Here is a 15,365-nt window from a genome sequence, read left to right as displayed (position 1 = left end):
CCCTACTTTACATAAACTTTAAAATTGCGTGAAAACTCGTAGGTTATTGCAAAGAAATAGTAAAGATATGTTCGGAGTCTTGCCAACACTCAGCAATTTAAGTATATAGTGGTATTGACAAATTTTGGACAGAGCACATTCCGACTTTGCCGATATTTGCCGATCGCAAAAGTAAGCAGGTAAAAAAAGCGCTTAATAAAACTACAAGCAGAGCCGATCGCCTGTCTTTCAGATTAAGTAGCTTTCAGTCTAAAAAATCCTAAAATCAAGCAGACTTTTAAAGATTCTGTCCCTCGAAAATTTGTTTAACAAGTCGCTTATCAGTAACGGTATTTCTAGAATTTAAAGGAGCAAAAAAAGTGAAGAGTGCATTTAACCAAAGAGAACTGTTTGAAGGTGCCAGCAAAGCGGAAATAATTGAGCGCATCCAGCAGCTAGTTCCGCCCGGTTCCCCGGAACCCCAAGATCCTGAAATCCTCGCGCCTCTCCAAACTCTCACCGCACAGCTAATCGCAGCCTATCAAGCCGACGGACAATTAGAAAGCGAACCTTTTAGCGACGTGCGCGGTCGCACTATTCACCTATACGCATCCGCAGTCAGCAGCCAAATCAAAGGAAAAACCATCTTAATCACCGGAGGAGAAGGATGTGTCGGTCGTTTCTTGATCGCAAAACTCCTCGAATTAGGCGCAACTAAAATCATTTCCGCAGACAACGCCCGATGTCAAAACCCCGAAGAAAATCTCCCGCTTTTTACCAAAGAAGGTGCTGTAACTTTCTATGCCGTTGACATTCGCAACCTCGACGCGCTAAAACACATATTTGAGGTAGAAAAACCAGCAATTGTTTTTCACCTAGCAGCCCAACGCCAACCCGGACTAGCTGAAATCAAAATCCGAGAAACAGTTACAACCAGCCTGTTAGGATGTAAACACGTCATCCAACTCTGCGAAGAATACGGCGTAGAACACTGCATCTTCTCTTCTACAGGCAAAACATCTCGATATTTTACAACCGAAGTTTACGCGGCATCGAAGAAGTTTGCCGAATGGCAATTTGCCAAAGCAGCTCAAGAAGGAAATGTCACTTACGGGATGGTTCGCTTTACTCATATGTTGGAAAATAGCTTGTTCTGCGAGCAAATGTCCAAAAAAGTAGAGCAAGGTAAGACTGTCAACGTTCATGCTCCCCACCGCTACGTAACTGCTCAAAATCTTTTTGAAGCCGTACATTTATTGCTGAATTCTCTGATTGTATCCGTTCCAGGAAAACTGAAATTTGTTGCCGTAAGTAATCTCGGTTGGCCAACAGAAACCTTGGAAGTAGCTCTTTATAAAATTCTTGAATCAGGCAAAAATCTGCCGATTTATTTTCAAGGACTTTTGCCGGGATACGAAGAACCGTTTTTCCTTGGACAGTTTGACTGGAAAAAACCTACAGACATTCACCTCCTAATTAATGTGTTGGAAGATCCTTTTAGAAGTATTAACGATGCTGGCGACATGGTGAGTGTAGAATTAGCTCCTTTTTCTTTGCGCGTGTTAGATAAACAAGTGTCGAAGCTGGAAAGCCTAATCATCGATCCAGATTTCCCCGAAGTGCAAATCAAGCACGCTCTTGTCGCAGCGGAAAAAGAAGTGATTGCTTCCTCTTTTGCGTGGAGTGCCCCTGAAGAGTTGTTGAAGATTTTGCAGTGGGGAATCAATCCCAAGAAATTGCAAGGTTACGGAACGGAAATCGCTGACTATCGCGAGATTATCGAACTCCTCCTGCAAGGAATCTGCGGGCGGCTTAACCAAGAAGTCTTGCACAGTGCTGGAGTTACGGCAGATGAGTTTGATGACTTAGTGGAGAGTCTTTCTACGCTGGATTCTATTCATGCAGAAGTGGGATATTTGCGATCGGTGTCGAGATATCTCAGAGAATTTGCACCCCCCGCACAGTTCACCACAAAAAAATCTGAACCTGTTGCTATGCCGGATGCAGCGTAGCTTGAACATAGTTTTGAGTTGGGAGATTGCTTCCTGAGTAGCCACCCACAAGGGATGAATGAGTTATATCAATTCCGGTTGCAAGAGCGAAATGATTGTTGACTGTTGACTGTTGACTGGGGGTCGAAAAACTGAATGGTTGAGTGTTAACTGTTAAGTCGATTTTATGATTCCGATGCAACCGGATTTGATGTTAAACATCGACTAAGTGTTTAGTTGATTAAAAATATAACACCCAGAAACCTGGTTTCTTTTAGAAACCGGGTTTATGCAGTCTGGGCTTGTTTGAGGTTTAATTAAATTGAGTGACTTAACCTTGTCAGAATTGACATGATATGATCTTATAGGCGATCGCACAACCGCACTCAAATTAATTGGTAGTGATGACGACGCTAGTCCTAGTATTTTTAGGAGGACTTAAGTCCTCACAACAAAGGTGATAACGGTGATTTTTTGCAGGCATGATAGGATGATACTTGAGATAGAGTGGCGCTGTGAGTTAACAAAGGTGCAATTAGATTAAATAAACTCAATGAATGCAACCGATAAAATTAAATTAAGGTACTAGAATTGTGGAAATTAATCAGCTACTGTTCCTATTGATAGATGTTGTGCTATTGGCGATCGCCCTGATCCTTCTAATTCCCGTTGCAGTTCTATTTCTAGAATGCAGTGCAGCTTTCTTGTCCGGCCAGGGCGAGACAGCGGAAAGTAAAGCGCCCCGCCCCAAAGTAGCAGTTTTAATTCCCGCTTACAACGAAGCAGCAGGAATTGCCGCCACCATCTCCACCATATTGCCGCAGCTAACACCTCAAGACCGCCTGTTAGTGATTGCTGACAACTGCACGGACGCTACGGCAGAAATCGCCCGTAACTCCGGTGCAAGTGCGATCGAGCGCCAAGACACACAACGCAAGGGTAAAGGATACGCACTGGATTTCGGCTTGCAGTCGATCGAATCCGACCCCCCCGAAGTAGTCATCATGGTTGACGCAGACTGCATCTGTCAGCCCGACTCTCTAGAAAAATTAGCCCGGGTTGCAGTTGCTGAACAAAGACCCGTGCAAGCAACTTATCTCATGGAACAGCCACCAAATCCTACTCCTAAAGATTCCATTTCTGCTTTAGCATTTCTTGTGAAAAACTTAGTTCGTCCCAGCGGATTAAAAAAGTTAGGATTCCCATCATTACTAACGGGTACTGGCATGGCTTTTCCCTGGTCGATAATTCGATCGGTTTCCCTAGCCAGCAGCAATATAGTTGAAGATATGCAGATGAGTTTGGATTTGGCTATCGCCGGACACCCAACAGTATTCTGCCCCGAAGCCAACGTCACCGGGTGTTTGCCACAGCAGCAGCAAGCAGCTAAAAGTCAAAGAACCAGGTGGGAACACGGTCACATACAGACATTGTTAACTCAAACTCCCCGGCTGACAGCAGCTTCAGTCCAGCAAAAACGTTTTGACTTATTGGCGATTGCGCTAGACTTATCCGTCCCTCCCCTGTCGCTGTTAGTCGCTATCTGGCTAGCTGCTTTTGCCGCCTCCTTACTAGCAGCAATTTTGGGAACATCCTCACTTCCGGCTGTCTTGTTAGCAGTACAAGGATTGCTGATTTTAGTTTCAATTGTCGGCGCTTGGGCAAAATTCGGGCGTGCCGATATTTCTGGCTCAACTCTTTTATCTGTACCTTTTTACATCCTTTGGAAAATCCCTTTGTATCTAGGTTTTCTCCTGAAACGCCAAACCAAATGGGTACGAACAGAACGCGATGTTTAATATTTAGATTGAGAAGTTTTAACCGCAGATATCAGCCGAGAAATACAGATGAACGCAGATAGAATTGTATCTACGTTCATCGGCGTTCATCTGCGGTTAAACGAATCTTATAAAAAAAACTTCACTGCTTCACGGGAATTTCAATCACAAACTCAGCCCCCTCACCGGGCGCGGAAAAGCACATTAACTTCCCGCCGTGTTTCTCTACTACAATCTGATAACTGATACTCAACCCTAAACCGGTACCTTGGCCCACAGATTTTGTAGTAAAGAAAGGGTCAAATATTCGCGATCGTATTTCCTCCGTCATCCCCCGACCATTATCAGCAATATAAATTCTCACCAAGTTTTTGTCGAATACCTCAGTCCGAATCTTAACCTTTCGCTCAAAGATTGGAGATAAAGGATTTTCTAGTTGGGCCGTTGTCTCCGGTCGCCCAACTGCTAACTCCACTGCATCAATTGCATTGCTCAAAATATTCATAAACACCTGATTTAACCCAGAAGCATAACAATTTACCTTCGGCAGTTGACCGTACTCTTTAACTACCTCAACGCCATGTCCGAGTGCATCCTTTTTCAACCTGTGCTGCAAAATTAGCAGAGTCGAATCAATCCCGGAGTGAATATCCACTGGTTTCATCTCGGCTTCATCCAGGCGTGAGAAATTCCGCAGCGACAGCACAATATTGCGAACGCGCTCGACCCCAACCTGCATTGATTTTAGAATTTTGGGCAAATCTTCTTGAATAAAAGTGAGGTCAATATCTTCTGTTTTAGCAACAATCTCAGGATTAGCATTCGGGTAAGACTCCTGGTAAAGCTTAATCAATGCCAGCAAATCCGAGCTATAATCGTTAGCATGGAGAACATTGCCATAAATGAAATTAATCGGATTATTGATTTCGTGAGCAACCCCCGCTACCAACTGCCCCAAAGAAGACATTTTTTCTGTTTGAATTAGTTGAGTCTGCGTCGAGCGTAATTCGGACAAAGTAACTTCTAATTGTGTCGCTTTTTCTCTCAATTGCCCCTCAGACAGTCGCAAAGCATCCTCCGCTGACTTGCGATCCGTAATGTCCTGTATAGTTCCAAATAACTTAATCACCTTACCGCCATCAAAAATAGCTTGCGCCTTAACATAAATATATCTGACAGCTCCATCAGGGCGCAAAATTTTCATCTCATACTCGCAAGGATTTCCTAACCGACTAATCTGCTCTACTGCCTCTAACCACAACTGTAGGTCATCTGGATGAATTTGCTTCTTGTGTTCTAAAATCGTGGGTTCTGGTAGTTTAGGGTCAAGAGCAAAAATTCGGAATACTTCCTCAGACCAAGTTAATTTATCTCCCTCCAAATCAAATTCCCAGTTGCCGAGGTGCGCCAGTTTTTGAGCTTCTTGCAGCTTAGCTTCCTTAGTCTTTAATTCCTGCGTGCGCTCTTCTACTCTCACCTCCAGCGTCCGCGAATAATCCTCCAACTGTTCCTTAGCCTCCGACAAATTAGCAACAAGTACCGCATTTTCTAAAGAGATAGCAGCTTGGGAAGAAAGAATTTTCAATACCTCCAACCTAGTTGAAGAAAATGCTTCAGTAGCTAAATTATTTTCCAGATAAAATACACCTACGAGTTTGCTTTGATTCAGAATAGGAGTACAAAGCGCAGACTTCACTTGCTGCCTTTTAATATAGGGGTCGTCTGTAAATAGACCTTCTCTAGCAGCCTGGCTTAAAACTACATCTAAGTGCGTTTTCTCCACATAATTAATCACCGTTATTGGCAAAACCTCAGCAGGAGATACTCTAGGGCATTGTTCAATTGCAACATCCGAATACTCCACCGATGCCGCTGCTTTAATCCGCAATTTTCCTTCGTTGGGCATCAGGAGAAAACCTTTTTGGGCTCCTGCATTCTCGATCGCCATTTTCATTAACTTTTCTAACAACTTGTCCAATACAATTTCGCTAGCTAGCGCTTGAGATGCTTTAACAACAGTTGTCCAATCCAATAAACTGCTGTGACTGCTGCTCGTGCTATAATTAGTGCTAGTAATAGTTCGATCGGCGCTGGCTTTTCCCATCGATGTAGGGGGTAAAGACATCGGATACTGTGACTCCAAATGTTTTACCTTGGCGGTTGCTCCCCAGTGAATATAGCCGTAGTAAGCATCTATCAGATAAGTCTGAGCCACTTTATTGCGACCGTTAGCTAGATAAAATTCTGCAGCTAGTTCATTGGCTAGAGCTTCTTCGTGGATGTATTCATTCTTCGATGCTCCTTTCACTGCTCGATCATAATACAGAGCAGCTTTTTCATATTGTCCCAATACTCGCGCTTTTTCTGCTTCTACTAAATCATATTTATGCTGATAATTTCCCGGAGAGTTCACAGCCCAATGCTTCATTTTTTTTTGAAGCGAAGTCACTTGTTGTAAATGTTTTTTCTGTTCATTTTTGGCAAGGGTGGGATACAACGCTAACAGCGCTAGGGAAGAGTAAAAATTGTGGATGGGAATATACATCATGCTCATTACAGCCTCACAGTAAATTGATGCTGTTCTGGCATTTTCTACGGCTTCTACATAATTTTTAAATAGATAACTTAGCCAGGATTTACATAGATATACTACAAATATTACTAAATTATTTTTACTCTCCCTTAAGGTTGGCAGAATCATATCTTCATTAAATATTTCGCCAACTAGCAGGCAAGGATTAGCTGTTTTACCTTGCAAATTCAAGACAACTTGCGCCCCTACTCTGCTATGGTTCATCATAAATTCATTCTGATAATTCACCAACATTTGAATATATTGACTCTGCTTAGTCTCCACAGAGTCCAAAGGTTCGCCACTCAAAAATATATAATTGCTGTAAAAACTCGCACAGTAACAAGCATTGTTGATATCTCCGGTTTCTAGTCCGCTCTCAATACCCTCAATTAAACCTGTAAAACTTGCTCTGGCACCCTCAGACCAGTGACGGATCATAGCATTAAAAGGTAGTGCAATTTGAGAGTGGCGCAAGTTGGTGTGCAATCGTTCTAAAAGTGCCTGAGCCATTTGACCGTATCGGTATCCAGAATCCATATCACCTAATACTCCACAGTGGATTACACCATAGTTTGCATACCCAAAACTAGACAGTGGCGCATTCCCGTATTTAAGAGAAAGAGTAACCATTTTAAATATGATCAGCGGGAATATTTCGGGTGCTGCTACAAAAGCGGCGGGACTCATATTAGTTAAAATCCGTAGAGCCACAATTTTATTAGGGTCAGTCATTGGTGGCAGCTCCAATAAATCCTCAATCTGATGATTTCTTAAAGCTAGTTTTGTCCGTATCAACTCTAGGAAAATATTTAACTTAGTTGGTTTTTTCGGGATATAGACTCCTAGCATTTTTAAAGCTTCGATAGCTACATCTATCGAAGTTTGGGATTGATTTTGATTGAAGTAGAAAAAAACCTTTAGCTCGTAAACTTTAATTTTATCGAGCAAATTTTGGGCGCGTGCTATAATAACCTCTGAGAGCTGAAATGCACCCTCAAACTCGGTATTTATATAGGAGGATTCCAGCGCTTCGGCATGGAGTTCCATGATTAAGTCATAGTGACTCTGCCAAGCTCGATCGGGTAGAAGTTCTCGACCCACATTAAAATATTTGAACGCTGCTTCATAGGCGGCAGAACTCTTAGCTTTTTTGCCAGCTATAAGATTAAAGTTAGCTAGTTCATCTCGCTTTTCTTGATTTGTGATGAATTCCACCCCGATATTCAGTTGGTTGACAATATCAAAGATATTTTCTGCTATCTCCGATGCTGGAGTTGAATTTAGTAGCAGGGTGCCGACTTTTAAGTGGGTTTGTTTTTTATCGCAGTCAGGGATTAGAGAATAGGCGGCTTGTTGTACGCGATCGTGCAAAAACTTATAATCAATTGAGCGGTGCATAATTGCCGGATGATTTTGATTGTTTTGTGGGATGGGAGTCCCGCCTTTCTGCTGTGTGTTTACAATTTCCTCATCAAGCATCGGAATTTTATAAGCATCGCTGATGGGAAGAATTAAACCAGCTTGCAGCGCATCCCATAAATCCGCCGCAGTTTCGGAACCTGATTTGCTCCTAACAATTGCCAAATTTTCTAAATTAAAATGGTTGCCTATACAAGCAGCTAATTTTAATACTTGCTGCGTCTCCTCCGGGAGTTGTTGCAGATTCCTAGCAACTAATTCAACGACACTGTAATCTGCAATGCCAGCGGCTTCAATTTCCGTGATGTCCCACTGCCATGCACCAACAGTGAAATCAAAAACTAACAGTTGTTCTGAGTGAATAGTTGAGAGCAGTTGAGTTATAAAAAAGGGATTTCCGCCAGTTTTATTAAAAATTAACTCTGTCAAACACTTTAAATTTTCGGTCTGATCACCCAAAGTATCGCCTACTAGCTCACTGACGCTGTTCAAATCCAAACACGGGAGAATGATGTGATGCACAGCAACACCAGTCTCTTGAATTTTTTCGACAGTTTGAACTAAAGGATGAGTCGAACTTACTTCATTATCTCGATAGGCTCCTATTAGTAAAAAATACCGAATATCTTGATAAGCCACTAATTCCTGAATCAATTTTAAAGAAGCTAAGTCAGCCCACTGTAAATCATCTAAAAATAGAACTAATGGGTGTTCTGCTTGGGCAAACACATTCATGAATTCTTTCAACAATCGATTAAAGCGATTTTGAGATTCTGTCGCTCCCAATTGTGGAACAGCAGGCTGCGAACCAATGATTAGTTCGACAGAAGGGACAACATCAATAATAATTGCACCGTTATTACCCAGCTTTGACAAAAGCTTTTCTTTCCAAATTACCAAGTCTTCTGAGCTTTTTGTGAATAACTGCTGCATCAATGACTCAAACGCTTGAGTTATTGCAGCATAAGGAATATCCCGCTTAAACTGGTCAAATTTACCAGCAATAAAATAACCCCGCTGCCGTACAATTGGTTTTTTAATTTCACTGACAACTGAGGTTTTACCAATGCCTGAGTAACCGCTTACCAATACCATCTCAGTTTTTCCCCAACTGACTCGCTCGAAAGATGCCATCAAATTAGCTACTTCTTGTGTGCGGCCGTAAAGTTTTTGGGAAATCAAAAATTGACCGGATTTGTCAAGTTGACCCGGAATGAAATTTTCTATTTTGCCCGTAGTTTGTAGCTGGGTTAGACAATTTTCCAGGTCTGCTTTTACTCCCAAGGCACTTTGATATCGGTCTTCGGCATTTTTAGCTAATAGTTTCATGACAATAGATGAAACCATCGAGGAGACTTCACTGGTTAGCTGATGCGGAGGAACAGGTGTCACCGCAATGTGGCTGTGAATTAATTCTAAGGGGTCGGTTGAATTAAAGGGTAACTCTCCTGTAAGCATTTCATAAAACGTGATGCCTAGAGAGTAAAAGTCAGTTCGGTAGTCGAGGTCGCGGTTCATTCGACCAGTTTGCTCTGGGGATATATAGGCTAGAGTGCCTTCTAGCGCGGTGGTATTGCTATTTTGGTGAATCTCTCTAGATAGGCGCGTTGCCATGCTAAAATCAGTGATTTTTACTTGTTTCAAATCTGGTGTGATGATAATATTTGAGGGTTTTATATCTTTATGAATAATCTGGTTTTGATGCACTTCTCCGAGAGTCTGAGCCAGTTGAATAGCCAGTGGCAAAAACTTCAGAAGTTTAATGCTTTTACCCGCTTGATGGTGCTTGAGAGATTGACCGCCACAATCTTCTAAGATAAGAGCGAAGCTGTTGTTATATTTTTCTAAGCTATGGGGTTGGACAATCCCTTCGAGTTTGAGATTCGAGCTAATTTTGTATTCATGTCTCAAACGAGTAATTTCTTCTATTGTTGGGTACTCCGTATTGAGTGTTTTAATAATGACTGACGCTCGATCGCATTCCCGGACTCCGCGATAAATGATCGAGTTCACACCAAGTTGAACAACTTCTGTGATTCTGTAACCAGGAATTGCTTTCATGGGTTTTATTCTATCTATGACTAAATTTTGGGTAAACATTTTGCTTGATGTCGATCGACTGTCGAGTGTAGGGTACTTAAGTATTTTTATATATGGGGGTATATTACAATACTTAAATAATTTTAAAACACCAGTAATTACTCATGGATTTTTTAAATAGGGAGATGCCTAAACTTTGAAATGGCGAGGAGCGGACGGCAGAACATCTGGTTTGAGCTTAGACTTAATCATCTACGGTCTGACACCTCACCCAGTTGATTACAATATTGTAACAAAATTCTATGATGCCGATCGCACACAGGAGAGGCAAATCCTTATAAATTAAAGGTTTAGCTAAATGCTTTGAGCCTTGTCACCCAGAACAAATGGGACGCCCAGGGCTGGAAAACGTTGGTTTAGCCGATCGAGAGTACAATCTAATATGACGTGCATCATAAACAAGCATGATTCTGATCATAGATTTAGGATGATCAACTTGCTACCATGTTTTCATCATCAGGTGCATCGCCATGGAAGAAGTCCTAGCATTGATTGAAAAGAAGAAGCAGGAATTTGCTAAATCTGGGCTATTTGAGTTTATGCGAGACACAAGTATAGACCCAAGACAGCGGCTAGCTTTCGCTCCCTGTGTTTCTCCTTTCGTGATGAGTTTTGGTGAATTTAACAAGTATGTCTTCCGAGAAGAACCAACCAACGATCCACTTCAGGTAATAGTCAACAATCACACTTATGAAGACGATCATCACTGGTTGTGGTTTTTGCAAGATTTGGAAACACTGGGTATTAACAAATCTATGAAGTTCAGCGATGCTTTAAATTTTCTGTGGAATGAAGAAACAAAAGCCTCGCGTTGGGTATCACATCAAATTTTCCGCTCTGCTTTTGGGGCTAGTCCTACTACTAAGTTAGCCATTCTGGAAGTGATAGAAGCAACGGGTAATGTGTTCTTCTCAACGGCGGCACCTATTGCTCAAGAATTACGAACAATTACCCAAAAGGAGTTTCTTTATTTTGGCTGTTTTCATCTAGCAGTGGAAACAGGTCATACTACAGGAACGCCGGAAGTGGATGAATTGATTAAAAACATACAACTATCAGAGGAAACCAGTCAAGAGGCTGTTAAGATAGTTGATAACTTGTTTGAAGTTTTTACAGAACTGACGGATGAGCTTCTGGTTTATGCAAAAACCCATAGCTTTGAGCAACCTTTTGCCAAGCATCGGGATATTTTGCAACCTTTAAAAGCTGCTTAGATTACGAGATGTAAACTTTTAGACTTTTCGGACTGGACCATTTTAGAATCAGATGAAATTCACGACTTAGAAGGAGAGGCATTATGTCAGAAGTGAACAGCAATTCAACTCCAATCACTGAGCTAGAACCGACTCTTATTCATACTTGGACTGAGAATCTGGATATTGCTCATACTTGGACTGAGAATCTGGATATTGCTCATACTTGGACTGAGAATCTGGATATTTCCCACACTTCTCACATACCGGAAGAGGAGGAACTAGCAGTCGGATAAAACCAGTGGCAAACAGATTTCAGCCTCGCTGATTCCGACGAGGCTGACGAGTTATACATTTGTCTTTTCACTGCCCAAAATTATCATCTACTATCCCTATTTGATATGAGCCATTACGACGTTGTTATTGTCGGGGGCGGTCCCGCTGGGAGCACTGCTGGCACTCTGATCAAGAAATACAATCCCAATCTGAGCGTGCTAATCGTAGAGAAAGAAAAATTCCCTCGCGATCACGTTGGGGAAAGTCAATTGCCTCAAATTAGTGATGTGCTTCAGGAAATGGGCTGCTGGGAGAAAGTAGAAGCAGCCGACTTCCCGATTAAGATTGGTGGAATCTATCGCTGGGGAACAGATCCACAGCCTTGGGATTTTAATTTCATTAAGCCGGAGTTGTTTAAAGATGAACAGCGGCCTGCTAAATTTGAGGGACAGAGACGGCAAACTGCTTTTCAGGTCGATCGAGCAAAATATGACGAAATTTTGCTGCGCCACGCGGCAGAAATGGGATGCTTAGTCAGAGAAGAAACTGCGGTTGTTAAGGTAGATGTAGTGGGCGATCGGATTACGGCTTTGCACGTGCGATCGCAAGAACAAATAACCGCCCGCTACTACATCGACGCATCCGGTCACATTGGCGTGCTGCGGCGAGCTTTGGGCGTCAAGACACACAGCCCGACGCGGCTGCAAAATATAGCTATCTGGGACTATTGGACAAACGCTGAATGGTCAGAGCAAATTGGCGTTGGCGGCACCCGGATACAGGTAATGAGTTTGAGTCACGGGTGGCTTTGGTTCATTCCCTTGGGCCCAACTCGCACCAGTATCGGCTTCGTTTGCCCTGCGGAACATTATAAGTCACTGAAAAAGCGACCAGAGGATATCTATACCGAAGCCCTCAATAGCGAACCTCGCATTAACAAGTTAATCGCTAATGCTACCAGTACCGGAAAGATTGAAACTACCAAAGATTGGTCATTTTTGGCTGATAAAACAGTAGGAGAAAACTGGTTTTTGGTAGGTGAAACTGCTGGTTTTGCTGACCCGATTTTATCGGCGGGCATGACTTTAGCTCATACCGGTGCCCGTGAATTGGCTTACACGATTTTGGAATTAGAGCAAGAGCAGCAGAAATACGACGGCAACTGGCTTAAATCTCAATACGACCACAATCAACGGAGCCGAGTTGAACAGCATATTCGCTTCGCTGATTATTGGTACGCTGCTAACGGTCAATTCACTGATTTACAAGAACATTCAAGGGAAATTGCGCGGGATGCTGGTTTGAATTTAAGCCCGGAAAAAGCTTTTCGGTGGTTAGCTCAAGGTGGATTTACGAATGATATTTTGGGTCAAGCGGTGATTGCTGGATTTGATTTGGGTTGTATGAAACAGGTGATGCAGCGCTTTTCAAAGGAGGAGGTTCCTTGGCTACTTTCGGCGTACAATGTGTTTCAGTTAGACCTAGTGGAGGCTGATGTTGAGTTTGTAGCTGTTTATAATGCTGGTGAAATTAACAGGATCAAGTGTTATGTTAAGAACGGTCAGCGGTTGCCTGTTACAGGTTTCTATGGTTTGCTGATTGACATTTTGAGCCGCACTGATTACATTGAACAAATTTATCGGCAGTTGATACTGGTGTTTGGAGAGCGTTTTTCTGTGCAACACGCTCGAGTAGCTCTTCATCAAGCCCTTGGTTGTTTGGAGGTGATGGTGAGTTCTGGTATTGTCAAGGCGATATTAAACCCGGAGTTGTCTAAGTTGAATATTTCCATACCTATGGAAGGTGAGTTAATTCACACTCACAGCGATGTGAATTAAGGCGCTACCAGAAAGCTTGACCCCAAACCATCTCAAATCTTAAAAAATAAAAAGTCTGAAGCTGGAAAATTCCAACTTCAGACTTTTACTAACTCCCCGGGTAGGATTTGAACCTACGACCAATCGGTTACACTTATCCCAACGTTTCCGAAGGGGGCGGACTATTTCATCATCCCTACAAATCATGTTTGTGATTTGTCGTCGGATGTCGGGCGCTATGAGATTTATTGGTTAGGCTCCTCATCTCTAGTCTCTGCACCTTTCCGGCTACTTGCGATCGTAACCGCTGCCTTTCGCCAGACTTGGCTCAAGATTGCCGCCACCCGAAGTGCTGCGGTTTCCTTGAATTCACCCGATTTTTCAGTACCCGTTACCGGATAGAGCTGCTATGTCATTAGGGCTTTTGGTGGATGCCAAAGGCTTGCATTCATTACAGCCGACCGCTCTGCCACTGAGCTACCGAGGATTGGGGGTTTTTGTTACCCACAATTACTAACAATAGCTGAACTTACTCGATTTGGCAAGGCCTTTGACAAACTTTTTTTTTGTCATACAGCAAGAGGGTTTCAGCAGCTAATGCAGCCCCATTCTCAACTTGGCGAGGCGCTGCTGTGATTCTGGATCGAGGGAATTGGCGAGAAAGCGACTGGAGTTGTGTTTGCGGGATTTGTGCTGGCGCTCGCTGCGGCGGGCAGTGGATTCTACGTCAGCCGCTAGTTGTTCGGCGGACATCCATTCGGCACCGTAGCCGACTACGGTCAATTGCTGCGCTCGGTCTGAGGTGGCGACAATCATGCGGCCTTTGCCTTTGACCGATCGCAACTCGTAGCGCAAACTAGCACAAGATTTTTCAATATAAGTATCTGCTGTCTGACCGAAGTCAGTGTAGTGCACCGATAAATTTTTAGTAATAATTTCTTTAACGCCGGGAGTATCTCGATAGTGCGCGTCAAACACCAGCCTGGCTTCAAAATCTTGAACGGCGCTGTAGTTAACTAAAACCTCAATCAACTCGCGGCGAGCTGTTTCGAGTTCGTCGCGATCGCGCTTCTCTCGGAGTCGAGGCCAAAGTCCAATTATGTTATAGCCGTCTACAAGTAAAACTGCTTGTGATACATAGGGTGACATGGTTCAAGGCTGAAGAGATCCAGCACGTATAGGACATTATTTGCATTGTTCATCAAAGCTTTTGTTCAATAATATTACCTATTGATGTGTAATTGCTAGGTTACATCGCAATAATTAAACCCCCCAGAGCCAGCTTTACCTGAGTTTTGGGGGGTTAGATTAACCTATAAATTTTCCAGCTTATTCGGCAGATTCCAGCGATACGGGCGATGGCTTACGCCCCGCTTCGCTACGTACAACTGTCGGCAAGGATATTTTCTCAACAGCAGGAGTACAACCGAGCCACTGCACCGACAACTCCGCAAACTGCTGCGGGGGGCCGCTCACGCAAAACCGAGTCGGTAGCGCAGTACCAGGATTCCGCAGCCCTAAAAGCTCCAATTCTCTAGCAGCAGCAGCCACCACCCGTACCGCAGGATCGATCAATGTCACCCCAGCAGGCAAAAGCGAGCGCACCACAGGAGCCAACAGGGGATAATGAGTGCAGCCGTAAATCAGCGTATCGATGCGCTGCTGAATCAAAGGAGCCAAATATTCCCGAGCCACCTCACAAGTATAAGGGTCGTGAATCCGGTTTTGCTCCACCAGCGGCACAAAAGCCGGACAGCTAACCTGCCACACCAAGCAAGAATCGTCCATCTCCAAAATCGCATTTCGATAAGCATTGCTAGCAGCCGTAGCAGGAGTTGCGATGACCCCGATCCGCTTGCCTTGCTGCACGGCAGCCTGCGCCCCCGGCAGAATTACTCCCAGCACCGGGATATCAAATTCAGCCTGCACCATCTCCATCGCCAAAGCAGAACTGGTGTTGCAGGCCATAATGACCATTTTCACATCCTGTTCCACCAACCAGGCCATAATTTCGCGGACAAACTCCACAATTTCTGACGGTGTGCGAGTGCCGTAAGGCAGCCTCGCCGTATCTCCAAAATAAAGTATCGATTCGTTGGGCAATTGTCGGTACAACTGGGTCAACACAGTCAAACCGCCCACGCCGCTGTCAAAAATACCGATTCTTTGTTGTCCAGAGTCTGTTGTCATTTGTTAATTGTCAATAGTCGGTTGTCAATAGTCAGCAGGCACCAGCC

8 protein-coding genes are annotated in these 15,365 nt (G+C 43.5%); 5 read left to right on the top strand and 3 right to left on the bottom strand.

Annotated features, from left to right (window positions below; genetic code table 11):
* Positions 1-359: 359 nt before the first annotated feature.
* Together QUA27_RS16535 and QUA27_RS16530 are read left to right on the top strand one after the other, a co-directional pair.
* Entirely contained in the window at positions 360-1,991 is a 1,632-nt protein-coding gene (locus QUA27_RS16535) for a polysaccharide biosynthesis protein (RefSeq protein WP_333069138.1), read from the top strand.
* 572 nt (positions 1,992-2,563) lie between these two features.
* Positions 2,564-3,769, top strand: coding sequence for a glycosyltransferase family 2 protein (locus QUA27_RS16530; protein ID WP_333069137.1), 1,206 nt, complete (start codon positions 2,564-2,566; stop codon positions 3,767-3,769).
* Between the two features lie 121 nt (positions 3,770-3,890).
* Here the strand turns inward: QUA27_RS16530 and QUA27_RS16525 are convergent, their stop codons facing one another.
* Complete coding sequence (locus tag QUA27_RS16525) at positions 3,891-9,803, bottom strand: ATP-binding sensor histidine kinase (RefSeq protein WP_333069136.1); 5,913 nt, start codon at positions 9,801-9,803, stop codon at positions 3,891-3,893.
* 509 nt (positions 9,804-10,312) lie between these two features.
* On the opposite strand from QUA27_RS16525, the gene QUA27_RS16520 reads away from it, so the two are divergent.
* From QUA27_RS16520 to QUA27_RS16510, 3 genes are all read left to right on the top strand, one after another.
* Positions 10,313-11,056, top strand: coding sequence for a hypothetical protein (locus tag QUA27_RS16520; protein WP_333069135.1), 744 nt, complete (start codon positions 10,313-10,315; stop codon positions 11,054-11,056).
* Between the two features lie 83 nt (positions 11,057-11,139).
* Positions 11,140-11,331, top strand: coding sequence for a hypothetical protein (locus QUA27_RS16515; RefSeq protein WP_333069134.1), 192 nt, complete (start codon positions 11,140-11,142; stop codon positions 11,329-11,331).
* Between the two features lie 105 nt (positions 11,332-11,436).
* A complete protein-coding gene (locus QUA27_RS16510; RefSeq protein ID WP_333069133.1) occupies positions 11,437-13,149 on the top strand; it encodes an NAD(P)/FAD-dependent oxidoreductase in 1,713 nt (570 codons plus the stop codon).
* Between the two features lie 573 nt (positions 13,150-13,722).
* Here the strand turns inward: QUA27_RS16510 and QUA27_RS16505 are convergent.
* Complete coding sequence (locus QUA27_RS16505; protein ID WP_242722119.1) at positions 13,723-14,277, bottom strand: NYN domain-containing protein; 555 nt, start codon at positions 14,275-14,277, stop codon at positions 13,723-13,725.
* Positions 14,278-14,457: 180 nt separating this feature from the next.
* Positions 14,458-15,318, bottom strand: coding sequence for a glutamate racemase (gene murI, locus QUA27_RS16500; RefSeq protein WP_333069132.1), 861 nt, complete (start codon positions 15,316-15,318; stop codon positions 14,458-14,460).
* Positions 15,319-15,365 lie beyond the last annotated feature (47 nt).

The organism is Microcoleus harperi Pol14_C6 (genome assembly GCF_036701295.1).
Lineage (GTDB): Bacteria > Cyanobacteriota > Cyanobacteriia > Cyanobacteriales > Microcoleaceae > Microcoleus.
Note: the sequence above shows the minus strand (reverse complement) of the source record. Positions and strands in the feature narration are given on the sequence as shown.